Genomic DNA, 23,816 nt, shown 5'->3' with positions numbered 1-23,816 from the left:
ACCAATTATTTTTATTTGGTTAACAATAGTTTAGCGGAAGTAAACAATTTTGTAAAGAGGGCAAAGAAAAAAACCTTGCCAAGAAAGGCAAGGTTTTGAAAGAAGGTAAGAACCGCAGTTCGACCTTTTGAAATCTTAAAGTTTTTGGTTGTAGTATTCAACGACAAGTGCTTCGTCGATTTCTGGGTAAAGTTCATCACGTTCTGGTAAACGAGTGAAGCTACCTTCTAATTTTTCAGTGTCAAAGCTTACGAATGCTGGACGTCCAACAGTTGCTTCAACCGCTTCTTTAATTGTTGAGATGTTTTGAGATTTTTCACGAACACCGATCACTTGACCAACTTCAACGTGGTATGATGGAATATCAACACGTTTGCCGTCTACAGTGATGTGGCCATGGTTAACTAATTGACGTGCTTGACGACGAGTAGTTGCAAGACCTAAACGGTAAACAACGTTATCTAAGCGTTGTTCTAGTAAAACCATGAAGTTAACACCGTGTTTACCTTCTTTGATTTTGCTTGCTTTAATGAACAACGTACGGAATTGACGTTCGTTCATGCCATACATATGACGTAATTTTTGTTTTTCAGTTAATTGCATTCCGTATTCAGAAACTTTACCACGGCTGTTAGGTCCGTGTTGTCCTGGTTTGTAAGGGCGACGAGCTAGTTCTTTACCAGTACCTGATAAAGAGATACCTAGACGACGAGATACTTTCCATGATGGTCCAGTATAACGAGACATTAAAAATTCCTCCAATAAATAAATGTTTTTTTGGAGTAAAATAATTAGATGAAAAATTCATATTCGTTCAGTTCATTCTTCAACCTTCGCCTTTGCAGCCGCGGTTACGCAGTTGAACCAAGTTTGGCAATGAACTGTTGACGAGTTATTATTCTTCTGCTGCAATTATTTTACACAAAATCTAGTATACTTAATAGGATAGGAAACGTCAAGGTTTTAAAGTGAAATATGAAAAAAAGGTAGACAAAAACACTTTTCCTCATTAGAATAAGGAGAGATGTTTTGAAAATATAAGTTGAAAACGGAATGAAAGGGAGTTTACAATGAAGTCTGGTTCACCATTGTTTGAACAAATTGATAAATCCATCGACAAGAAAGTGAATTTATTCTCAAACAGCTTTTCCCGCTACGCTGTTCGTGCAATGCTTGCTTGTCTATTTTTAACGTTGGGAACAGCCGTTGCTTTTGCAATCGCAATTAAAGGAGAAGGAATTTCTCATGGTTTAGGGAAAATGCTTTACGCCTTCATGTTCAGTTGGTCACTTGTGATGATTTTATATATGAATGCCGAACTTGGTACCTCGAATATGTTGTACATGACTGTTGGCGTCTATCGTAAAAAAGTCAACTTTTCCTTAGCTGCAAAAATTTTATTTACCTGTATCTTATTCAATTTAATTGGTGGTGTCTTATTTGGTTTCTTGGTATCACTTACGGTGCCGTTCCAAGATTTACCAAAAGATAGTTTCTTCTTTACGTCGATTGCTGGAAAATTAGAAAAAACCACCCTGCAAATTTTAGTTGAAGCTATGTTCGCCAATATTGTGGTTAATACAGCCGTATTAGTGAGTATGCGAATGAAAGATGACGCCGGCAAAGTCGCGGCCATTATTTTCATTATCTTTATCTTTGCGTTCCTTGGTTTTGAACACGTGATTGCCAACTTCCCAGCCTTCAGTTTAGCTTACTTTGCTTCGAACGGCGCAATTGAAGCTTTCACAGCTGGTAATGTTGTTCATAATCTGTTCTGGGCCTTTATCGGTAACTTTATCGGTGGTGGCTTAATTATGGGTCTCGGCTATGCCTGGTTAGATAAAGACAACAAAAACTTAACGTATTTTGATTAATTGATCAACCAACTATACTAAAACATGGTACACTGTTTTAGTATAGTTTTTTTTATTATAAGGAGCGAAGGAATGGACACACTTCAATTTCAGAAGAACCCAGAAACAGCAGCAAAAATGTCTGCTTATATGAAACACCAATTTGTTTTTGCAGGCATCCCCGCCCCAGAACGTCAAGCGTTAAGTAAACAACTTTTAAAAGAAAGTCATACGTGGCCAAAGGAAAAATTATGCCAAGAGATTGAGGCTTACTATCAAAAAACAGAACGAGAATATCAGTATGTCGCTATTGATTTAGCTCTTCAAAATGTTCGGAGATTTTCATTAGAAGAGGTCGTAGCGTTTAAAGCCTATGTTCCACAAAAAGCGTGGTGGGATAGTGTGGATGCTTGGCGAAAATTTTTTGGGTCGTGGGTGGCGTTGCATCTGACTGAATTGCCAACGATTTTTGCCCTTTTTTATGGCGCTGAAAATTTCTGGAATCGGCGTGTTGCGCTGAATTTACAGTTGATGTTGAAAGAAAAGACCAATCAGGACCTGTTGAAAAAGGCGATTATTTATGATAGAACTACAGAGGAGTTCTTCATTCAAAAAGCGATTGGCTGGTCATTACGCCAATATAGTAAAACGAATCCGCAATGGGTCGAGGAATTGATGAAAGAATTAGTGTTGAGTCCTTTAGCACAACGAGAAGGCAGTAAATATTTAGCGAAAGCGAGCGAATAAGGAGAAATGATGGAAAGAAAACTTTTTGCATTTGATATTGATGGGACGTTGTTAAATTCGGAGAAGAAAGCATTGGATAGCACGAGAGAAGCGCTAGAAAAATTGCGGGAGCAAGGACACTTAGTTACGCTGGCAACTGGCAGAAGTCGTTATATGGCGCAAGAGGTGATTTGGGATTTAGATTTTACCAATTACGTATTATGTAATGGCGCTGCGGCTTTTGTGGATCATGAGCAATATTATCAAAATTTATTGCATGCTGAAGCGTTGGAACGTTTGGCACAAGATAGTGATCAACGCGGCTTAGGATTTGCTTGTGTGGGCTTAGATGATATTAAGAAGAGCAACCAACACCGTGCTGAAAAAATGGAAATTGCGATGAACTCTTTTCATTTTCATTCACCTGCTTATGATGAACACTTTTATCGTCAAAATGATATTTACCAAGCGCTGGCTTTTTATGACGCAGAAGATCAGTGTACGTTTGAAGAAGAATACCCAGAATTTCGCTTTATTCGCTGGCATCAACATAGCGTAGATGTTGTGCCTAAAGATGGCTCAAAATCAGCTACGTTAACGTATTTAGCCAAACGTGTGGGCATTGATGCAAAAAATATCATTGCCTTTGGGGACGGCGAAAATGACCGAGAAATGCTAAGCCATGCAGGGATTGGCGTCGCAATGGGCAACGCGAGTCCTTCCATTCAAGAAGTGGCCACAATGGTCACAGATACCAATGATAATGATGGCATTTGGAAAGCCTTAAAAGAAATGAAGGCCATTTAAAAAAACTGCGCCGTTTGTTTTCAGACAAACGGCGCAGTTTTTTTCTTTATTCGATGACTAAAACGCCCTCTTTTAAAGCAAATGGATTTTCTTTGTTAATATGATCGTAGAACATGATGCCATTAATATGATCAATTTCATGTTGAACCACAATCGCTTCGTAGTTTTTTAAACGAACTTTGTGTTTTTCGCCAGCCATGTCAAAATAACTGACGGTAATTTTGTTATGACGAACGACATACCCAGGCACATCCCGATCGACAGATAAACAGCCTTCCCCTTCACCTAAACATACATCTTGCACAGAATGGCTCAAAATTTTAGGGTTGTACATCACCGTACTTAATGAAGGCGTTTCGTTTTCTGGGTCGTTACTAGGAACATGGACAGCAATAATTCGTTTAGAAATATCTAATTGTGGTGCAGCTAAACCAACGCCACCACGTAATTGTAATTCTTCGGCTTTGACTGGATCTTGACTATTTTTTAAGAAAGTCAACATGTCCTCACCTAATTGTCGGTCTTCCTCAGTGATAGGGACAGGCACTTCTTCTGCCACAGCACGAAGTGTGGGATTCCCTTCACGAATAATATCTTTCATTGTAATCATTCAATGGTTCCTCCTTTGAAACATAAAAAAATTCTTCTTTTATTTATTCATGCGCTGAAATAATCAGTTGTTTACCACCATTTAGTGTATCACAAAATCACCAAAAAAGGGGCTAGATTGTTTAAAAAAACTATCGAATAATAGAGATTAAGCTTGCATTTTAGCGGTGTTTCCTGTAAAGTAAGCTTGTGTGGAAACACACCATCTATCACTTGGTTTAGCGAGTCACCAACGCTTCACTCAGTGATCAGACGAATAATAGAGAAAGAGGTGGAACAAATGGCAATTTCACAAGAAAGAAAAAACGAAATCATTAAAGAATACGCACGTCATGAAGGAGATACTGGTTCTCCAGAAGTACAAATTGCTGTCTTAACTGAAGACATTAACCAATTGAACGAACATGCGCGTACACACAAAAAAGATCACCATTCTTACCGTGGTTTAATGAAAAAAATCGGTCACCGTCGTAACTTGTTAGCTTACTTACGTAAAACTGACATCCAACGTTACCGCGAATTGATCCAACGTTTAGGATTACGTCGTTAATCATTACGTATAAAGCGAGGTTCAATCAGAATCTCGCTTTTTATCTTATTGTCACTATTGAAGGTCCTCTTTGGAAAGTTTTTAGGAACTACTAACCAAATGAAAGAGCAACAACGACTTGTTACTTTTTCATTTGTTTAGTAGCCGTCTGACTTTTCCAAAGAGCAAGAGTAAAGGAGAAAAATTATGACAGAAAAACAAGTCTTTAAAACAACTTGGGGCGGCCGCCCACTAGAAGTAGAAATCGGCCAATTAGCCAAACAAGCCAATGGAGCTGTCTTAGTACGTTACGGCGATACGGTCGTTTTAAGTGCTGCTGTTGCCTCTAAAGAAGCAAAAGATGTAGACTTTTTCCCATTAACTGTAAACTATGAAGAAAAAATGTATGCGGTAGGAAAAATTCCTGGTGGCTTCATTAAACGTGAAGGTCGTCCAAGTGAACGTGCGACATTAACCGCTCGTTTAATCGACCGTCCTATTCGTCCAATGTTCTCAGAAGGCTTCCGTAACGAAGTCCAAATCACAAACATCGTTATGAGTGTGGATCAAGATTGTACACCAGAAATGGCTGCAATGTTTGGGTCTTCCTTAGCGTTAGCAATTTCAGATATTCCGTTTGATGGACCAATTGCTGGTGTTGACGTTGGTCGTATTAATGGCGAATATGTTTTAAACCCAACGGTAGAACAAGCGGAACAAACAGATATTGAATTAACTGTTGCTGGAACAAAAGAAGCCATCAACATGGTTGAAAGTGGTGCTAAAGAAGTATCAGAAGAAGATATGTTAGGTGCCTTACTTTTCGGTTTTGATGCCATTAAAGAACTAGTGGCGTTCCAAGAAGAAATCGTTGCCGCTGTAGGTAAACCAAAAATGGACGTGGACTTATTACAAGTGGACGCTGATCTTAAAAAAGAAATTTTTGATGCGTACTACAATACAATGAAAACAGCCGTAATGACGGAAGAAAAATTAGCACGTGAAGTTGAAATTGACAAAGTAAAAGATACAGTCAAAGAAGTTTACGCTGAAAAATTTGCGGAACACGAAGAAGAAGCGCAATTACTAAAAGAAGTGAAACAAATTGCGGAAGATCTTGAAAAAGATGTCGTACGTGAGTTAATCACGATTGATAAGATTCGCCCGGATGGCCGTAAATTAGACGAAATTCGTCATTTATCATCAGAAGTAAGTATTTTACCACGTGTGCATGGTTCTGGCTTATTTACTCGGGGTCAAACACAAGCTTTATCCGTTTGTACATTAGCGCCTTTAGGGGAACATCAAATTATCGATGGATTGGGTGTCCAAGATAGCAAACGTTTCATCCATCATTATAACTTCCCGCAATTCTCTGTTGGTTCAACAGGACGCGCGGGCTCACCAGGTCGTCGTGAAATCGGTCACGGTGCGTTAGGTGAACGTGCCTTAGCACAAATTATTCCATCAGAAGAAGACTTCCCTTACACAATCCGCTTAGTAGCAGAAGTGTTAGAATCAAATGGTTCTTCTTCACAAGCAAGTATTTGCGCGGGAACATTAGCATTAATGGATGCGGGTGTGCCAATTAAAGCGCCAGTTGCAGGTATTGCAATGGGTCTTGTTAGTGATGGCGAAAACTATACAATCTTAACAGATATTCAAGGTTTAGAAGACCACCTTGGCGATATGGACTTTAAAGTAGCAGGAACGAAAGACGGAATCACTGCTTTACAAATGGACATCAAAATCCAAGGAATTACAGAACAAATTTTAACGGAAGCATTAGACCAAGCGAAGAAAGCACGGATGGAAATTCTAGAAGAATTAACAACAACGATTGCTGCTCCTCGTGAAGAATTAAGTCAATATGCACCGAAAATTGAAATGATTCAAATTAAACCAGCGAAAATTAAAGATGTCATTGGTAAAGGTGGCGAAACAATCAACAGCATCATTGATGAAACTGGTGTTAAGATTGATATCGATCAAGACGGTAACGTAAGTATTGCTTCATCAGATGCTGAAATGATTAAAAAAGCCATCAAGATTATTGAAGAATTAACCAAAGAAGTTGAAGTCGGTCAAGTTTACTTAGCAAAAGTTGTCCGCATTGAAAAATTTGGTGCGTTTGTTAACCTAATTAAAGGCAAAGATGGCTTGATTCATATTTCTCAATTAGCAAACGAACGTGTGAACAACGTTGAAGATGTCGTGAAATTAGGCGACGAAGTCCTTGTCAAAGTAACTGAAATTGACAAACAAGGCCGTGTCAACGTGTCAAGAAAAGCATTATTAAACGAAGAAAACAAAGAAAAATAATTTCTTTTTAAACCAACGAAAACCAAGGAAGTTTCCTTTCTTTTCGTTGGTTTTTTCGTTGAAAATAAGCCCTAAAAAAGAAATGATAAAAAAAGCTAAAGACGATCGCCAACTCTTTTGTTTATAGTCAATTAGTGGTAAAATTAATACTATCAGTCTGAAGAATATCTGGGGTGTCTTTGTGAAAAAATTTAATCCAAATAAAAATATAATCATTACCTTAATTTTAGTCATTATTTTAGTAACCATTATTAGTTTAACTGCTGCGCAACGTTCTGAAAAAGGCAAAACCAATGTCGTTCAAGGTGGCGTCAACAATAGCGTTAGTATGGTGGATCGTGTGATTTCTTTTCCAGCTCGTGTGGTGGAAAACGGCTTGTCTTCAATGGGCAATTTAATTAACACGTTTAAAGAAAATGAACGTCTAAAAGAAAAAATTGATAGCTATAATGAATTAGCTGTCCAAAACAATAACTATAAACGCGAAATTGATAGTTTAAAACAAGAATTGAATCTGAACGAAACGTTAGCTAACTATGAAAAAGTAACTGCGAATGTCATTACGCGTTCGCCGGATACTTGGCAAGACTTATTAATTATCGATAAAGGAACCAATGACGGCATTGAAGCGGGCATGGCGGTCATGGCGCAAAAAGGGTTAGTGGGGCGTGTTATTGAAGTCAATGCAACGACTGCAAAAGTGGAACTACTAACGTCTAAAAATGTTAACTCGAACCATTTCCCTGTGCGAGTAACTTCCGCAAATGGCGAATCGTTTGGTTTACTTAAAAATTACGACAATAAGACAAATGCATTAATTGTGTCACAATTAACTGGCGATGCCACTTTGAAAGAAGGCGATGTCGTTCAGACTTCTGGCTTAGGGGGTAATTCACCAGCCGATTTAGCGGTAGGAACAGTTATTAAAGTGAAACCAGATAGTTTTGGTTTAGATCGTGAAGTCTATGTGAAACCTTATGCGGATGTCTATGGTATCTCCGTTGTGACGGTCGTGAAAAGATCGGCAGGGGAAAGCGAATGATTCGGAAAGAGTATTTAAAATACATCACACCTATTCTCTTGTTTTTCTTAATGTTAATTGATGCTCATTTAACAAAGTCTTTTGAAACGTGGACAAGTAATGTTTACTTCGCCAGTTCTCATCTGCTGTTACTTGCGTTTATGTTCGTCGTTCCTAATTTTTCTAAACGTTATTTATTAATTACTTCGTTAATTTTAGGCTTTATTTGCGATAGCTACTACATTGGCATTATCGGGATTTATACAGTCGCACTGACGATTTCGGTTATGTTGATGTATACATTTAAAGAAGTAATTCAAACAAATTTACTAACTGGTTTTTTTGGGATCGTTATTTTTACCACGTTGTATGAACTGATTGCGGTACTGATTCAAGTGGCCTTTCATTTAGCGGATGTCAGCCCGATTTTATTTATTACGCGTGTGTTGGGCCCTACATTGCTATTGAACATGGTTTGGTATGTTATTTTATCTTATCCGCTGAAAAAACTGTTTTCCGTAAAATAAAAATTGAAAATTTTGTTCGTGTGCGAAAAATGCTCATTTGTTAGCGTTTTTCGCTTTTTTTATTTTCTTTAAATAACAAAACAATGAGAAGATTACCCTGGAGCCTTGAAGAAAGTTGTGAAAAAAGTGAAGCTTTTTTTGTCATTTACAAGAAGAAAATTGAAATATTACTGTAACATCCATATTATCTCAGTGACATACAGCTATGCTACAATTGCTCTATCGTTGAAAAAGAGAAATTTATTCAAATTTTAATAAATAATAAAAAAGCTTAACAAAAAAGGATTTTCGGAGGACAACAGATTGAAGAAAAGTGTATTATCGGCTCTAATGGTATGTTCCATTACATTAACAAGCGTAGCGTTGCCATCCGCAGCATTTGCAGATGAATACGATACAAAGATTCAACAACAAGATCAAAAAATTAATGCGTTAACAAGCCAAATGTCAGATGCAGAAGCAAAAGTTGCCGCGATTGAAAATGATATGGTTGAAACGGCCAAACAAATCGATACATTAACAGCTAAAAAGAACAAGCTATCATCAGAAGTATCTAAATTATATAGTGAAATTTCTGATTTGAATGTCCGTATTCAAAAACGTGAAGTACAAATGACAAAACAAGCACGCGATGTCCAAGTGAATGGTCAAAGTGATTCAATTATTGATGCTGTCTTAGATGCAGATTCAGTAGCAGATGCAATTGGTCGCGTTCAAGCGGTCTCAACAATGATGAGCGCCAACAATGAATTACTAGAACAACAAAAAGAAGACAAAGCGACTGTTGAAAAGAAAACAAAGAATGTTGAAAAACAAATTGCTGAATTAGAAGCAGCAACAAAAGAATTAAATGACAAAACAGAATCATTAAAAACATTGAAGATCCAACAAGAAGTGGCTAAAAATGATTTAGAAGCACAACGTTCTGAAGAACAAGGGAAAAAAGACGGCTTCATTAAACAGAAAAAAGAAGCGGAAAAACGTTTAGCAGAAGAACAAGCACGCCAACGTGCAGCTGCTAAAAAAGCAGAAGAACAAGCGGCAGCGCAAGCACAAGCCGCAGCACAAAAAGCGGCAGCAGAGCAAGCGAAAGCAACAAAAGCAGCCAATGAGGCAGCAGCATCCGCCGCTGAAGAAAAAGCCGCAACACCAGTAGTAGAATCATCAACAACTACTGAAAGTACCACAACGCAAGAAACAACAACTTCAAGTACTGAAACAGAAAGTGTTGTAATAACACCTGCAGCAGCACCTGAAAAAGAAAAAGAAGTTCCTGTAACTAACCCAACGACTCCTGAAAAAGGTAATGAAGCAAAACCAGGGAATGGTGGCGTGACTTCAGGAAAACAAGCCGCAATTAATGCAGCTTTAGCAGATGTTGGTAATTCTTATGCAACAGGTTGGAATCAGCCAGGCGAATGTTTAGTATCCGTTCGTCGCTGGTTAGCGGCAGGCGGTATTAACTTCGGTTATGGTGGTCCAAACAGTGGCTATGTTGCTTCTGGCGCAACACAAGTTAGCTGGAGTAACGTGCAACCAGGCGATGTTGTTCAATATGAAAGTGCCTATAGTCCAGATAGCTGGATTGGTGGCGTGCATACTGTCTTAGTTACAGGTGTAAGTGGTGGAAGTGTTCAAATCGTTGAAGCGAACAACCCAGGAGGTTCTGGTTATGTTTCTTCTAACTCTAACTGGTCACCAGCACCACCAGCAGGATTCCGCGCTGTTGTATGGCGTTTTCCAGGCTAAATAGTCATCTATTAATAATTGATAACAAGGAGTGGTAACTAACAAAAATCGTTAGTTGCCGCTTTTTTTATTCATTTAATTTTAAATATATGCATAAAATGTATCTGAAAATATTGTAATCTGGCCGTTTTTTTGCAATTATAGAGGTATATACATATTAGGAGCGGAGGAATCAGCATGAGCGGAACGCACGATACAAAACAAGCAATCGCTTCAGCTTTAATAGAATTATGTGAACAAAAGGATTTTCGTAAAATAAGTGTCCAAGATATTACCAAAAAAGTGGGCTTGAATCGCCAAACATTTTATTATCACTTTACAGATAAATATGATTTATTACGTTGGATTTATCGTCACGATGCATTGATTTACTTAGAAACAGATATTTGTTTGGAAAACTGGGAGGAACAAGCCCTGAAGTTATTAAAAGCGATTAAAGAGAAGAGCCATTTCTACTATACAACGGTGACCTCAGATTCAGAAGTTCTTCTTAATGTTTTTTCCGCTTCGACCAATCGCTTATTTATATCATTATTTGAACAAGTCGATGTTGAGAACCATTTAACAGATAAAGACAAACAATTTTATGCGAATTTCTTTTCCTATGGATGTAGTGGCGTCTTAACGAAATGGATTCTTGAGGAATATCCTCAGACTCCTTTGGAAATGGCGACGCAATTATTCCGTTTAGCGAAAGATACAGAATTTATGGCTTATCATTTGTATGAACAAGAAGCCAATGAGTAATGTGTGAAGGATAAAAAGTTTTATGAAGGAGTGAAACGTTGTGGTAACTGTGTTATTTGTTTGTTTAGGCAATATTTGTCGCTCGCCAATGGCAGAAGCGATTTTTCGTCAGAAAGTCCAACAAGCCGGTTTAGAATCGACTATTCAAGTGTTTTCAGCAGCTACTAGTCACTGGGAAGTTGGTAGTCAGCCACATAAGGGAACCAGAAAAATTTTGGAGCGACAAGGAATTTCCTATCAAGGAATGCGGGCAACACAAATTCAGCCAAGTGATTTTAAAAAATATGACTATATCATTGGGATGGATGCGAATAATGTGGCAGATTTAAAAGCATTAGCTCCTCAAGAAGAGCAACGGCGGATTCATTTATTTATGGAAGTTGTGGCTGGTAAAGAAACCATGGACGTACCTGATCCTTATTATACTGGAGATTTTGAGGAAACTTACCGCTTAGTGGAAGCAGGTACCTCAGAATGGTTGAAAAAAATAAAAGCACAGCTGAAAGATTAGGACTATAGTCCGATAGTACTTTCTGTTTCCCCTTGGTACAATAGTATTAACAAATTGTTCAGGGAAAAAGAGACAGGAGGGAAGTAAGATGAACAGTAGTTATTTATCCTATGTTTTTGAATTAAGTTTGTATTATTTATTGTTGATAATGAGTCTGCCGCTAGTGTATGCTGTCACGTATCATTTATCTTTTAGTAGTATGTATACAAGTGAATGGTTAATGATCTCTGTTTTCTTATCTCCGTTAGTTTTATTATTTGCAGGTATTCGTTATGGTTTTGCTCGTTTGAAACAGCAAGAACGCCAAGTGATGAAATAAAGCAAAAAATCCTTGAAAAGTGTCAAAACTTTTCAAGGATTTTTTTATTAAGCCACCCAATCGGCTAAGGTTTTTTGCTCCAATTGGAAAGCCTTCAACATATCGTCGTTGGCGTCTTTAATAGGCGTCGTTGCTGCTAATGTTCCTTGAACAGCAATTCGCGTCGTTGCTTGTAAATCGCCACAGGTAATTAAGGTAATCATATTTTGACCAGGAACGTCATCAATTAACTCAACACGGGTTGGTTCGATTTTTTCTACAGAAGTTATTTTGTATGTATAAACAGTAGATAAATCAGTGATATAAATGAGTTCGTCTTTTTTGGTTCTTTCTAAAGGTGAAAATAAGGAAACGCCATCTTCCGTTCGATGACTAGCCAAGGCATAATTGTTTTTCCCCATGACTTGATCTTCTTTCATGGTCCCGGCACCAGTTAATAAAGCGACATTTGACAATCCTTTAAAAATGGGCAAATTAATTTCGACACTTGGTATCGCAATGGCACCAATCACAGGTAAGTTTTTGTTTTCAAATTGGGCTTTCATCACCGCTTCTGTGCTCAAGGACTCAACTGAATCAAAGTCAAACGTTGTTTCACGGGCCATGTTTTTTTTCACATCGGCTGGTTTCAACTTGCTAACGGCGTACGAGCGGCTATTTTGTTGAACCACCCAACTGCGTATCTGATTGTTAAAAATTAAGGCCAAGCCAATGATAAATAGTAAAACTAATAAGCTGTTGATTAACCAATTTTTTCCTCTTTTTTTCTCTTTTGGGCGCATATTCTCCCTCCTTTTAATGTATCAAGTTTACCACAATTTATTTGAAAAACCTATTTATTTTCTTTGGTGAATAGGTAAGCTAGCTGGACCTTGATTTAATAAAAAACAACTGAACCGATTGATTTTTCAAAAAAATCCTCATTTTGTAATGGAATTTTAAAGTAAAAGAAACAAGCTTTTCTTTTGAAAATATTGTAAAATGGTAAGGAGGCTAGTAGAGGGGAGATGGGAATTTGCTTGATTTAATTTATGTACATATAGATGTAACCAGCAACGCGGTTTTATCTAAAGGAATTACCCATTCCGATTTTGTTCGTTCAATTGTGCATCATCCACAGAACTTACTATTATTAGATCCTTCTGCCGAAGCTGGCGAATACGATATGCATTCAGGCTTGAAAATTATTCGCGGAGAAGAAAGCGTCAATCGCTATTTTCAATCGCTACAACGTCGTTGGATGACTGAAGAAATTAAATGGATTGACTTTTCCGATGTGACGATGCTAAAAGAGCTAACGCCATTAGAAATTTCGGAACTTCTTTATTTTGGACACATGAAGAATAGTTTGCATTCGCCTTTCTTTTATAAGCTACAAAATGATTTTGTCTTTTTTGAATTTGCAGATCAGATGACGCGTGTCTATTATCGTTATATTGATGAATTTTATCGAATCTTTGCTGATAAAATTACACGTGTTGTTTTAGAGAAAGTGAATCAGAAAAAGGCCTTCTTTAAACGAAATACGCCTGTCGAAAAATTAAGTCCTGAATTACTTAAAAATATGAAAGGTATCTTGCAAGAAGGTGTTATTTTTTGCTTCCAACAAACAGAAGTGGATAAAGAAGAATATCGGATTCCTATTTACTTGGTGGAAGATTCACTTAGCAAGATGAAAAATACGTCATACCAAAAAGAAGAAATTTTGGCAACGCTTGTCTATAATAGTGAAAAACGCATTTGGCACATTGAACAAGAGAATGATTTCGGTGAAATTTTTATGTTAGCCCATGAAGGCTGAGAGAGCTCTAACTTTATCAACTAAAGTAGGGCTCTTTTTGTAGCTATGATTTGAATGAGAAATCAAGTATAATAAAATGATAAAAAGGAAAGAAGGTTGTTTAATGAAAAAAATACTCTATGGCGCTCTGACTGGCTTGGCACTCTTTTTGGTAGCTGGTTGTACACCCAAAACGCCTACTACTGTTTCATCAACAAATGAACAAAAAGAAACAGTAATATCAACTACTGAAACAAGTTCATCCGTACAACAAGAAGCAACGACGACATCAGAGAAGGCAACTGTGGTAGCTGTCTCTTTAGAAAAAGTAACGACAGCATTTGAGAAAAAATATCCAGAAGCTAAAATAACAAGTCTGCAGTTAGATACAGATTTTGGCCGTTATTTTTATGAAATAGAAGGCGTGGATCAGCAAAAAGAATATCAAGTTGAAGTGAACGCAGAAACAGGCGAATTCACAAAAGAAAAAGTCGAAACCTTGGATGCCGATGAACAAAATGGCGTTAAAATGCAAGAAGAGGCACTTGATTTAACAAATATCATTTCCAGAGAACAAGCCACAACCTTGGCTGAAAAAGAAGCGAAAGTCGGCCAGGCAACAGATTGGAAGTTAGAGAAAGAATTAGGAATCACCTATTGGGAAGTGAAAGTGAAAGAGGGCCAACAAAAAATAGAGGTAAAAATCGATGCTCATTCTGGTAAAATTTTGACAACTGAGCGGGACGATTAATGGATAAAAAGTAGCTGGCATGCGTTTGAGTAGGAGTTGATTCCCTTAAATGCTGATCAGCTATTTTTTTGCTTGTTCGACAAACGTGTTTTTCTAAAGACCCTATGGTAAAATAACGATGTATTAGTGGTTGAGAGCGTCAGAACATAGGAGGAAATTTGTTTGGCTAGAAAAATGGATTTACGTATTTGGGTAGAAGGAACAGTCGTCGCAGCAATGGCAATGGCCCTCTCTTTTTTACCGATTGAATTTGCCAATAGTGGCTTGGACCTATCGTTGGGAATGGTCCCATTAGTTCTTTATTCGTTTCGTCGTGGGTTGCTTCCTGGAGTTGCAGCAGGCTTTGTTTGGGGCATGTTAAATATTATTCTCGGTACAGCCATGAAAAATTTCTTGTCCGTTCCACAGATTATTTTTGAATATCCCTTTGCTTTTGCGTTTGGAGGAATGGGTGGCGTATTCGCTAGAAAAATTCAACTGTATTTTCAAGCGAATCGTTTAAAATCAGCCATTCGTACGATTATTTTAGGAAGTGTTGTCGCAGTCTTCGCCCGCTGGTTTTGGCATTTTTGGGCGGGTGTATTGGTTTGGGGCATGTATGCACCAGAAGGAATGAGCCCATATCTCTATTCCTTTGTTCTAAACGGTACAAGTACTGTCGTCAATTGTTTGTATGTAAGTCTAGTTCTAGGCTTATTGGCAAAAGTAGCACCGCAATTATTTGTTCCTAAGAAATAAGTTGAGTCCTGAGTCAGAAGTTTCCTTTACTTCTGACTCAGGACTTTTTTCTTTTTAAAGCAACTAGCTATTTCGTTGTCGAGTACTGTATAATATGAATAAAAAAAGAAAAAAGGCGGTGGTTTCACTGAGTGAATTGTTAGAAGTCTCTTTTTATCCGAAGGCTTTGCCACAGGTGGCAAAAAGAGCAACCATTTTCGGTCCGTTAAGTGAGCAGGAGCTAGTTGAGCAATGGCAACAAAAACAGTCATTTGCTAGGCTGGACGAAAGAACAATAATGCCAGAAAAGCTGTTACAGCAATCAGCTAGCAAAAGTTATTTAAGCATCCGTTGTTTAGGACTGGCCTTAGACCCGAAGATTTTGATAGAAAAGTTGCAACACTTGTTTCCTCTCTTTATCTGGACAAAGGGACAAGCCGAAACAAGCGACACAGAGAATTGTTATTTTTGTGAATTTATACCAATCTGTTCCAATGCAGCACAACCTTGCAACCTCGAAGCAAGCTTACAACAAATGAATTATCCAACCGCGCAATCATTGATAGAAATTGTTAACGAGTGGCTAAATAATGTACGACAAATAGAACAAGCATCCGTAACGGGTACATATTATCAACAGGCAAGTTTACCCCAACAAGTGGGCAGACAATCTAAAATAAAAACAAAAGAAGAGCAGCAAATTCAATTTCTACAAGAAAGCTTACGACAAGAAAAAGCGGCTAAAGCGCGCATGAAAGTAGCGAAAGAAAAAGCAGAACAAGAGCTATTGAGATTAGAAAAAGAGTTGTTAGCAAGTAGTTGGGCACACTTTGAGGAGCAACAAATCAAGGAATTAGAGGAAGAGGAATGGTACGATCTTGTTAAAATTGATTTGTTTTACTACGATGAGTTATCAAAAAAAGCTAAATTTCTGAAAGAAGCTTGGGAGATTAATCAACAGTTACTAAAGGCGTTCCCTCAAAAAGAAGGCACTACTTTTTTACCAGAATTGGCTCACCATGGTCGCTGGGCCTCTTTGACAGACCAAGTTTCTGAATTAGAGATAAAAACGCTCTATGAACAAGGCGTGTTAATCAAAGAACGAATGAAGCTTACACAAGGCTCCTGGCTCACCAAACCAAGAGTGAAACTTTATCAAATAGACTTGGAACAATTAGAAAGAATTGGCACACTGTTTGATCTTTTACAAACAGAAAATCGTTTAATTGAGGTCGCTTTGGCGCATCCCTAAAATAAAAGAAACCACCAACCTGCAATCGCCAGGGTTGGTGGTTTCCATTTATTTTATAAAGACTTCAATATTCTAGTGAATTTGACGTTGGTGACGATTGGCTAACGTGCTGACTTTCATGACAGAAGCAACAGGAATCATGCGTAACTGTTGTTCATCCGTTTGTAAACGAACGACGATATTGTCCGAAATATTTTTTGAGACAATCCAGCCGATCACCGTTTCGAATTTATGCGCTGTAGGGACTTCTTTCAATTGTAAGACCACTAAGGATTTTTGGGCGGCAGCGACTTGGAGCTCTTGTAAAAGCGCACTGCGTTCCTTTTCTTTATTCTTTTGATCTTGAGAATCTTCTAAAAATGCCGAAAAGAAATGTTGGGAAGAGAGCGTAATCAGTTTAGAAATGCTCTTGATGGTAGCTTTATGTTGATCCATTCTTCTGCCTCCTTTACGAATAAAATAGAATAAAACTCAAATGACTAATTACCTGTATTTTACCTAATTTTGTGATAAAATTCAAGAAAATATGTTCGCCTTCAATAATTATGAGAATTTACCAACGTTTCTGTTTTTCGAAAAAGAAAGTAGTATAATGTGTGAGCATATAAGAAATACATAAGATTATCGGATGTAGTCAATAGATAGAAAAGGATGAATAGTATGTCAAAAAAACCATCAGGTTACCAAAAAAAAGTTCTCACGGTGTTGTTGGTATCGTTTGGCTTTGGCGGATTGTTAGCGCAGTTTTCGCCGATGAAATCAGGTGGGTTTTCAAGTTGGTTTGATGATTCATATGTTAAAGCTAGTGCTGAATCAAGTAAAACAAAAGAACCAGCACCAGTTAAAATTGAGAAAAAAGTCAAACCTTTAAGCTATGGACAACAGGTCAATCAAGAAATTGAAAAGAAGCAATATGATGGACATCTGGATTTGCCGTTAGAATTGCAGACAGATGCTAAATGGAAAGACACCGCGTACGGATTTGGCAATGTAGATAAGCCGAATACAATCGAAATTAATGGCTGTGCGATTGTGTCGCTTGCAATGGTTGGTTCATACATGGATCACCAAGAGGTTACCCCGCTAGATGTGTTAGCTTGGGCAAAAAATGACTTCTTTATGGAAGGACAAGGGACGGCGTGGTCTATTTTTAGTGCATATGCTGAAATGAAAGGCTATAACTGTCAAGAAATTGGGAATATTGAAACAGTGGCAGCTTTCTTGAAGGAAGGTCATCCAGTCATTATTTCTGTAAAACCAGGCTATTTCACTACAACTGGTCACATTATGGTGATGAGTGGTGTGGATGAAAAAGGCGATTTCTGGATTAATGATCCAAACGATTCAGAAGAAAAGGGCCATTCAAAACGGACATTTACAGCCGAAGAAGTGATGAATGAAGCGTTAAACTTCTGGGCATTTTATTAGGAATAAGAAAAGGTGTGGAACAAAAGGCAGTACCCTTTGTTCGCATCTTTTTTAGCAAATAAAAGGAGGCAGTACAATGGAGCGATGTACTTGGGCAACGAATACAACTGAAGAGATGCAAGCCTATCATGATGATGAATGGGGACGTCCAGTTCATGAAGAGCAACAGTTATTTGAGTTATTGACCTTGGAAAGTATGCAAGCGGGCTTAAGCTGGGCGATTATTTTGAATAAACGAGAAACGCTCAGAGCAGCTTATGATGCGTTTGATTATCGGAAAATTGCGCGATATGATGAGGAAAAAATTTTAGCTTTACTAGCAAATCCTGGTGTGATTCGTCATCGTTTAAAAATTCAAGCGACCATTACGAATGCGCAAGTTTTTCAAGAAGTTCAGGCAGAATTTGGCTCCTTTGATCGCTACCTCTGGAACTTTGTCGATCAGCAACCAATCGTTAATCACTGGCAGCACCCAGAAGAGGTTCCAGCCTCCACGGAATTATCGCAACAGATTAGTCGAGCGTTAAAGAAACGAGGATTTAAATTTTTAGGTGCCACGACAGTCTATTCCTTTTTACAGGCAGCGGGTTTGGTGAATGATCATTTAGAAACGTGTCAGTATAAATAATAAAGGTCTCCTTCCAAAATTGAAGGAGACCTTTACTTTATTCTTTATACGCCCACTTGAAGTCGTATTTAGCACCGGTTGGATGATAAATAATTTCTTTCACGTTTGGTGAACGTAAGTGTGATTCTGCTTTTTGGTAAATTGGCACAACACCCATATCAGCAATTACTGTTTTTTCAGCGTTGATTAGATCTTCCCAGCGTTTTTCAGGGTCGTTAACATCTGTGGTTTTGGACGCAGCAATGAATTTATCGTATTCAGGATTGCTGTAACGTCCACGGTTATTAGAAGTTGAGCTTTCTAATAAATCTAAGAAGTTAATTGGGTCTGAATAGTCGGCACTCCAACCACGAACAGCGATTTGGAAATCCCCTTTTAAGGTACGATCTAAGCGAACAGCCATAGGGACAGGCGTCACAGTTACTTTTAAGCCTTCCAAAGTATCAGACAGTGATCCTTGAAGATATTCGCCCATTTTTTTAGCGCCTTCAGAGTCGTCTACCATTAAATCAACCGTTAAGTTGGAAACACCAAGTTCTTGTTTCGCTTTGTTCCAGTATTCCACAGCTTTTTTCTTGTCGTATTTGACTAATTTGTCGCTACCAGCTTCTTTAACAAAGTCTTCACCCGTTTTTGGTGATTTCGCGACATCCACAGGAACGAAGCCTTGTGAAGGAAGAGAACCATTGGCTAAAATGTTTTTAGCTAATGAATCGCGATCGATGGCATAAGACATAGCACGACGTAAGTTTGCGTTGGTCAATGGTGATTTTTCATCTGCTTGATTCATTTCTAAATAGAAAGAAGAAGCGGCTTTTAATTGGACCAAGTCAGGCGAGTTTTGCATTTGTTGGGCCAGTTCGCCAGATAAATACGTATCATCCACTTCACCAGTTTCATAAAGATTTAAGGCAGTTGGGGCTTCTTTCACCACGTTGATAGCGACTTTATCTAACTTGACAGTCTCTTTGTCCCAATATTCTTCATTTTTAGTTAGAGACCATTTAGTATCTGTTCCGGGACCATCAAACTCAGTTAGCGTAAACGGACCATTGTAGACTGCTTTATCGCTACTCTTTGTATAATCTTTACCAAAACGTTCAACGATATCTTGACGTTGCGGCAAGAAAGAAGGGAAAGCCAATAAATCGTCAAAATATGGTGTTGCTGTTTCTAAAGTGATTTCCAATTCATGATCATTGATTGCTTTAATGCCCAATTCTTCTTTAGGTAGTTCCCCTTTAGAAATTTTTTCAGCATTTTTTACTGGTTCAAACATGTAGGCATATTCTGAAGCAGTGGCAGGATCCACTGTTCGTTGCCAACCGTAAACGTAATCTGCAGCAGTAACTGGTTTGCCATCAGACCATTTTGATTCTTCACGTAATTTAACTTTGTAAACTAAACCGTCTTCTGAAACAGTTGCTTTTTCGGCTGCACCAGCAGGCGCGGGTTTGTTGTCTTTATCTAAACGATAGATTCCTTCGTAGACATTATTTAAAGTGGTAAAACTCACTTCATCTGTCGCAAGGGACGGATCGGCACTAGGCATTTCTTGGGATTCAACCATTGTGTATACTTGGTTGTTGCTACCGCCGTTGCTTGCTCCTTTATCGTCACTGCCACCGCCGCAGGCCGCTAAAGCTAAGCTTGATAATACAAGTAATGAAGTAAATAAAACAGATTTCTTCATTTGACACGCTCCTTTTCATTTTTAGCAATACTCTCAGTATAATGTAAAAATGAAAAGGAGAAATTAAAAAATCGTTAGAAATGATTATTCTTTTATCAATTTTTAAAAAATGTCTAATCTTTTTTATGAAAAAAGTGGACAAACGTTGATAAGTAAAGATTTAAGCTGATTTCCATGCAGAAAGCATTCGATTTTAGAGTATTTATTCATCATTGATTTGATTTTTTTGACATAAAATAAACATCCCTTTTACAAAAAACAAATGAGAAGAAAAAAAGATTGTTACAAAAGCAAATAAGTGCTTTTGTAACAATCTTTTTAATCTTTTAATCGTTGGATGTCAATGACAGTTCCTGTGTAGGCATCTGCAGTGAATTCGTATTGAACAATGCCGTCGTCTTCAATGCGGCAAATTCCTCCAGTATACGTTTTGGAGTGGATGGCGAATTTCCGCAAGGGCTTTTTCTCAAACTCAATCCACGAACCTTCAATCGGTCCTTCTTTTAAAAAAGCAGCTTTTACATTTTCTAAGACGAGATCAGCGGAGATTGTTTTTTTCTTATGGTAGAACAAGGTTGAGGCAATGCCGCCTACTAAACCAAGACCAACGCCTAGCGCTAAGCCGCCTTTAAAGTATGTCAACTCATTTTCTTCGTTCATTTGTATGACCTCCCTTGGTCGGTTTCTGCTTACTATTACTTTTGTCAGTATCACTCTTATTTTACCATAGAGAAGGGGCCGCTGAGAAATAAAAAAAGTTTTTCAATCATTCTTTTAGGGCATTCTCATTGTCACGTTTAAAAAGAGAAAGCGATGTGCATTTTCTAGTATTTGCGTTATAATAAGAGTGAAATCATATGAAAGGAGTACCTATTTTTATCGACAGGATAAAGTGACTTTTTAGAGAAAAAGTGACGCTTGGTTGGCGTAATTTCCAACAAATCAAAAGCAATAGGACATACATCTATGGAAGAAAAAACATTTCAACGAATCAAGGAATTAACTGAATTACAAGGAACCAGCGGATTTGAAGACGACATTCGCGCGTACATGAAAGAACATATCACCCCGTTAGTGGACGATGTTCAATATGATGGTTTAGGTGGTATTTTTGGGATTAAACGTTCAAAAGTGGAAGCAGCGCCACGCGTAATGGTAGCAGCCCACATGGACGAAGTTGGCTTCATGTTAACTCAAATTAACGATAATGGTTTATTCCAAGTGGTTCCTTTAGGTGGCTGGAATCCCTATGTTGTTTCAGCACAACGTTTTACGTTAAAAACAAGTAAAGGGAACTATCCATGTATTTCTTCATCTATTCCGCCACACTTGTTGCGTGGTACGAGTGGTCAAAAACAATTAGAAGTTTCTGATGTGTTATTTGATGCAGGATTCTCTTCAAAAGAAGAAGCTGAAAGCTTTGGTGTTCGTCCAGGGGATTCCATTGTTCCACAAACAGAAACGATTAAAACAGCCAATGGCAAAAATATTATCAGTAAATCATGGGATAACCGCTATGGTTGTACGTTGGTATTAGATGCATTGGAAACGTTACAAAATGAAGAATTAGGCCACACATTAATTGCTGGAGCAAACGTACAAGAAGAAGTCGGGTTACGTGGTTCTAAACCATCTGTTCATAAATTTAATCCAGATATCTTCTTTGCGGTGGATTGTTCAGCGGCAGATGATATTCACACGAAAAAAGGGACATATGGTCATTTAGGTGAAGGAACGTTATTACGGATTTTCGACCCAGGTTTGATCACATTGCCTCGCTTACGTGAATACTTATTAGATACAGCAGCGACACACAATATTCCGTATCAATATTTTGTTTCTAAAGGCGGAACGGATGCTGGGGCTGCGCACACAACTAATAATGGTGTACCAAGTACAGTCATCGGCGTTTGTGGTCGTTACATCCATACGCATCAAACAATGTTTAGTATTGCGGATTATGAAGCAGCGCGGGAAATGTTGTTACAAGCATTACGTGGCTTGGATAAATCAACAGTTAATACAATTGTTTACGGAAAGTAGAGGATGTTTAAATGATTTATCCCAATTCATTAGAAGAACTAGCAACTTATGTTGAAAAAGGTAAAAATGTTTTCTTCTTTACTGCTGATTGGTGCGGAGACTGTCGTTTCATTAAACCAGTCATGCCTGAAATTGAAGAAGCATTTCCAGCGTTTCAATTTATCGAAGTTGACCGTGATCAGTTTATTGACGTGGCTGCCGAGTGGAATATTTTTGGTATTCCGAGTTTTGTCGTAATTGAAAACGGTCAAGAATTAGGACGCTTAGTAAACAAAGACCGAAAAACAAAAGAAGAAATCAGTGCATTTTTAACTAGCTTAGGCTAATTTTCATGAACCAGAGGAACCATTAAATTAAGAGAGAATCAGCTGGACAAAAGGGCGTTCTGCGCAAGGGTCCTAAATTCATTTTTGACTCTAATTTCTTAGTCAAAGAAGCCTTTTAGATCAGCCTCCATCGGGAAGGTGACGAAAATGGAAGAACAAATGTATAAAAATATTCTTGTCGGCGTAGACGGTAGTGATCAAGCTAATTTAGCTTATGAACGTGCAATTGAGGTTGCTCGTCGAAACGGAAGCCGAGTCATTGTTGCAAATATTTTAGAAAATCAAGTGTATACAATGATGGGGTATTCGACGTTAAATGATCAATTAATTGATCAAGAAACAGCTGCTGCGGAAGAATTAATGGCCGATTGTAAAAAGTATGCTGAAAGCGTTGATTTTCATAATGTTGAAACAGTTACCATGTTTGGTTCACCCAAAGAAGTCATGAGTCATGAATTACCTGAAAAATACAATGTTGATTTAATTATGGTGGGACAATCAGGATTAAACGCAGTCGAACGTGTGGTCATGGGAAGCGTCAGTAGCTACATTATTCGCCAAGCCCCTTGCGATGTCTTAATTGTTCACTCTGAAGAAAAATAAGTAAAAAAAGTTATTGATTGAATAGAGAGTTGACCCTACGTTTCTTTTGTTTTTTCAAAGGATCAGCGGCTTGTCACTCAAAATTGAGGACTTGGAGAATAAGTCGTAGCGACATATTTTCCAAGTCTTTTAGTTTTTCGACAAAAAAGTATGCACAATGGGTCAATTTTTGATAAGATAAGACAGGAAAACGACAGAGGAGGAACAAAAATGATTTTTGCATATAACAAAGAACACGTTGGCGATGTCTTACTTGTCATCGTTGCGGACGATCAAGGTGCGGAAAACCAAGTAAAACGTGTCGGCGATGTGGCACGTGTAAGTTTAGTTGAGGCACCAGAAACAGTGGTAGCTTGGAATATTTTCAATGCTTCAGCGCTTCTAGGTGACATTAATGGTACCGGCCAAGTGACTTTAACAGACGAACAAATCGAAAAAGTCAATACAGCGATTAAAGATGCGGGATTTTCAGAAACTCTTGAAAAAGACGACACCCCTAAAATTGTGGTCGGCTTTGTCAAATCATGTAAAAAACACCCAGATTCAGATCATTTATCTATCACACAAACAGAAGTAGACCACGGCGAAATCTTACAAATTGTTTGTGGCGCACCGAACATCAAAGCAGGACAAAAAGTAGTTGTGGCCAAACCAGGCGCAATGATGCCTGATGGTTTAATGATTTGGCCAGGGGTTTTACGTGGGGAAGAAAGTTTTGGAATGATTTGTTCAGCAAAAGAATTACGTTTACCAAATGCACCAGCTAAAAAAGGAATCTTAGAATTGCCTTTTGATGCAGAAGTTGGTTCTGCATTTGCGGTAGGAGAATAAAAGAAAGAAACGACCTGTTGTTCAAACAACAGGTCGTTTCTTTC

General features: G+C 38.1%; 27 protein-coding genes. 21 read left to right on the top strand and 6 right to left on the bottom strand.

What is annotated here, in order from left to right:
- Positions 1-135: 135 nt before the first annotated feature.
- Positions 136-747, bottom strand: a complete 612-nt coding sequence (gene rpsD / locus IGJ41_RS12465; protein WP_002365342.1) for a 30S ribosomal protein S4 — start codon at positions 745-747, stop codon at positions 136-138.
- Positions 748-1,070: 323 nt separating this feature from the next.
- On the opposite strand from rpsD, the gene IGJ41_RS12460 reads away from it, so the two are divergent.
- The 3 genes from IGJ41_RS12460 to IGJ41_RS12450 all read left to right on the top strand — a co-directional run bounded on the left by IGJ41_RS12460 (position 1,071) and on the right by IGJ41_RS12450 (position 3,386).
- The gene (locus IGJ41_RS12460; protein ID WP_002365340.1) at positions 1,071-1,874 is read left to right on the top strand and encodes a formate/nitrite transporter family protein; all 804 of its coding nucleotides are present in this window, start codon (positions 1,071-1,073) and stop codon (positions 1,872-1,874) included.
- A 72-nt stretch (positions 1,875-1,946) separates the two neighbouring features.
- Positions 1,947-2,600 carry a DNA alkylation repair protein gene (locus tag IGJ41_RS12455; protein WP_002354978.1) on the top strand — a complete coding sequence of 218 codons (654 nt, stop codon included), beginning with the start codon at positions 1,947-1,949 and terminating at the stop codon, positions 2,598-2,600.
- A 9-nt stretch (positions 2,601-2,609) separates the two neighbouring features.
- A complete protein-coding gene (locus tag IGJ41_RS12450; RefSeq protein WP_438714641.1) occupies positions 2,610-3,386 on the top strand; it encodes an HAD family hydrolase in 777 nt (258 codons plus the stop codon).
- 46 nt (positions 3,387-3,432) lie between these two features.
- On the opposite strand, the gene def is transcribed toward IGJ41_RS12450, so the two are convergent.
- Positions 3,433-3,996 carry a peptide deformylase gene (def, locus tag IGJ41_RS12445; RefSeq protein ID WP_002354981.1) on the bottom strand — a complete coding sequence of 188 codons (564 nt, stop codon included), beginning with the start codon at positions 3,994-3,996 and terminating at the stop codon, positions 3,433-3,435.
- 279 nt (positions 3,997-4,275) lie between these two features.
- Here def and rpsO point away from each other — a divergent pair, with 279 nt between their 5' ends.
- The 8 genes from rpsO to IGJ41_RS12405 all read left to right on the top strand — a co-directional run bounded on the left by rpsO (position 4,276) and on the right by IGJ41_RS12405 (position 11,720).
- A complete protein-coding gene (rpsO, locus tag IGJ41_RS12440; RefSeq protein ID WP_002354983.1) occupies positions 4,276-4,545 on the top strand; it encodes a 30S ribosomal protein S15 in 270 nt (89 codons plus the stop codon).
- 186 nt (positions 4,546-4,731) lie between these two features.
- The gene (pnp, locus tag IGJ41_RS12435; RefSeq protein ID WP_002367402.1) at positions 4,732-6,846 is read left to right on the top strand and encodes a polyribonucleotide nucleotidyltransferase; all 2,115 of its coding nucleotides are present in this window, start codon (positions 4,732-4,734) and stop codon (positions 6,844-6,846) included.
- A gap of 181 nt (positions 6,847-7,027) precedes the next feature.
- Complete coding sequence (gene mreC / locus IGJ41_RS12430) at positions 7,028-7,888, top strand: rod shape-determining protein MreC (RefSeq protein ID WP_002383273.1); 861 nt, start codon at positions 7,028-7,030, stop codon at positions 7,886-7,888.
- The gene (gene mreD / locus IGJ41_RS12425; RefSeq protein ID WP_002381106.1) at positions 7,885-8,394 is read left to right on the top strand and encodes a rod shape-determining protein MreD; all 510 of its coding nucleotides are present in this window, start codon (positions 7,885-7,887) and stop codon (positions 8,392-8,394) included. Before mreC ends, mreD begins: the two co-directional genes overlap by 4 nt.
- A gap of 330 nt (positions 8,395-8,724) precedes the next feature.
- Positions 8,725-10,143, top strand: a complete 1,419-nt coding sequence (locus IGJ41_RS12420) for a CHAP domain-containing protein (protein ID WP_173963731.1) — start codon at positions 8,725-8,727, stop codon at positions 10,141-10,143.
- 177 nt (positions 10,144-10,320) lie between these two features.
- Positions 10,321-10,890 (top strand): TetR/AcrR family transcriptional regulator, encoded by a 570-nt coding sequence (locus tag IGJ41_RS12415; RefSeq protein ID WP_002354991.1) that lies wholly within the window; start codon positions 10,321-10,323, stop codon positions 10,888-10,890.
- A gap of 40 nt (positions 10,891-10,930) precedes the next feature.
- Positions 10,931-11,401, top strand: coding sequence for a low molecular weight protein-tyrosine-phosphatase (locus tag IGJ41_RS12410; protein ID WP_192189958.1), 471 nt, complete (start codon positions 10,931-10,933; stop codon positions 11,399-11,401).
- A gap of 88 nt (positions 11,402-11,489) precedes the next feature.
- Entirely contained in the window at positions 11,490-11,720 is a 231-nt protein-coding gene (locus IGJ41_RS12405; RefSeq protein WP_002385239.1) for a hypothetical protein, read from the top strand.
- 47 nt (positions 11,721-11,767) lie between these two features.
- Here IGJ41_RS12405 and IGJ41_RS12400 read toward each other — a convergent pair whose 3' ends face one another.
- Positions 11,768-12,502 (bottom strand): class A sortase, encoded by a 735-nt coding sequence (locus tag IGJ41_RS12400; protein ID WP_002354994.1) that lies wholly within the window; start codon positions 12,500-12,502, stop codon positions 11,768-11,770.
- A 233-nt stretch (positions 12,503-12,735) separates the two neighbouring features.
- Between IGJ41_RS12400 and IGJ41_RS12395 the strand changes: the two genes are divergently transcribed.
- The 4 genes from IGJ41_RS12395 (at position 12,736) to IGJ41_RS12380 (ending at position 16,220) form a co-directional block, all read left to right on the top strand.
- A complete protein-coding gene (locus IGJ41_RS12395; RefSeq protein ID WP_002354996.1) occupies positions 12,736-13,521 on the top strand; it encodes a hypothetical protein in 786 nt (261 codons plus the stop codon).
- Between the two features lie 76 nt (positions 13,522-13,597).
- A complete protein-coding gene (locus IGJ41_RS12390; protein WP_173963717.1) occupies positions 13,598-14,251 on the top strand; it encodes a PepSY domain-containing protein in 654 nt (217 codons plus the stop codon).
- A gap of 162 nt (positions 14,252-14,413) precedes the next feature.
- Positions 14,414-14,989, top strand: coding sequence for an energy-coupled thiamine transporter ThiT (thiT, locus tag IGJ41_RS12385; protein ID WP_002354998.1), 576 nt, complete (start codon positions 14,414-14,416; stop codon positions 14,987-14,989).
- Between the two features lie 94 nt (positions 14,990-15,083).
- The gene (locus tag IGJ41_RS12380; RefSeq protein WP_173963718.1) at positions 15,084-16,220 is read left to right on the top strand and encodes a hypothetical protein; all 1,137 of its coding nucleotides are present in this window, start codon (positions 15,084-15,086) and stop codon (positions 16,218-16,220) included.
- A 72-nt stretch (positions 16,221-16,292) separates the two neighbouring features.
- On the opposite strand, the gene IGJ41_RS12375 is transcribed toward IGJ41_RS12380, so the two are convergent.
- The gene (locus IGJ41_RS12375) at positions 16,293-16,655 is read right to left on the bottom strand and encodes a hypothetical protein (protein WP_002354999.1); all 363 of its coding nucleotides are present in this window, start codon (positions 16,653-16,655) and stop codon (positions 16,293-16,295) included.
- A 216-nt stretch (positions 16,656-16,871) separates the two neighbouring features.
- Between IGJ41_RS12375 and IGJ41_RS12370 the strand changes: the two genes are divergently transcribed.
- Together IGJ41_RS12370 and IGJ41_RS12365 are read left to right on the top strand one after the other, a co-directional pair.
- Positions 16,872-17,648 (top strand): peptidase C39 family protein, encoded by a 777-nt coding sequence (locus IGJ41_RS12370; protein WP_002383280.1) that lies wholly within the window; start codon positions 16,872-16,874, stop codon positions 17,646-17,648.
- Positions 17,649-17,724: 76 nt separating this feature from the next.
- Complete coding sequence (locus IGJ41_RS12365; RefSeq protein WP_002378947.1) at positions 17,725-18,276, top strand: DNA-3-methyladenine glycosylase I; 552 nt, start codon at positions 17,725-17,727, stop codon at positions 18,274-18,276.
- A 37-nt stretch (positions 18,277-18,313) separates the two neighbouring features.
- On the opposite strand, the gene IGJ41_RS12360 is transcribed toward IGJ41_RS12365, so the two are convergent.
- Both IGJ41_RS12360 and IGJ41_RS12355 read right to left on the bottom strand, forming a co-directional pair.
- Positions 18,314-19,969: a peptide ABC transporter substrate-binding protein gene (locus IGJ41_RS12360; RefSeq protein WP_153853901.1), complete on the bottom strand. Its 1,656-nt coding sequence runs from the start codon at positions 19,967-19,969 to the stop codon at positions 18,314-18,316.
- A gap of 318 nt (positions 19,970-20,287) precedes the next feature.
- A complete protein-coding gene (locus IGJ41_RS12355) occupies positions 20,288-20,629 on the bottom strand; it encodes a PepSY domain-containing protein (RefSeq protein WP_002355012.1) in 342 nt (113 codons plus the stop codon).
- 306 nt (positions 20,630-20,935) lie between these two features.
- Between IGJ41_RS12355 and pepA the strand changes: the two genes are divergently transcribed.
- The 4 genes from pepA to ytpR all read left to right on the top strand — a co-directional run bounded on the left by pepA (position 20,936) and on the right by ytpR (position 23,772).
- Positions 20,936-22,012, top strand: coding sequence for a glutamyl aminopeptidase (gene pepA / locus IGJ41_RS12350; RefSeq protein ID WP_002355013.1), 1,077 nt, complete (start codon positions 20,936-20,938; stop codon positions 22,010-22,012).
- 11 nt (positions 22,013-22,023) lie between these two features.
- Positions 22,024-22,338 carry a thioredoxin family protein gene (locus IGJ41_RS12345; RefSeq protein ID WP_002355015.1) on the top strand — a complete coding sequence of 105 codons (315 nt, stop codon included), beginning with the start codon at positions 22,024-22,026 and terminating at the stop codon, positions 22,336-22,338.
- A 147-nt stretch (positions 22,339-22,485) separates the two neighbouring features.
- Complete coding sequence (locus tag IGJ41_RS12340; RefSeq protein ID WP_002385249.1) at positions 22,486-22,941, top strand: universal stress protein; 456 nt, start codon at positions 22,486-22,488, stop codon at positions 22,939-22,941.
- A 210-nt stretch (positions 22,942-23,151) separates the two neighbouring features.
- Complete coding sequence (gene ytpR / locus IGJ41_RS12335; protein WP_438714528.1) at positions 23,152-23,772, top strand: YtpR family tRNA-binding protein; 621 nt, start codon at positions 23,152-23,154, stop codon at positions 23,770-23,772.
- Positions 23,773-23,816: the final 44 nt, after the last annotated feature.

Source organism: Enterococcus sp. DIV1537a (assembly GCF_051712085.1).
In the GTDB taxonomy this organism is placed as follows: domain Bacteria; phylum Bacillota; class Bacilli; order Lactobacillales; family Enterococcaceae; genus Enterococcus; species Enterococcus faecalis.
The sequence above is the reverse complement of the archived record's forward strand: the minus strand, read 5'-3'. Positions and strand labels throughout refer to the sequence as shown.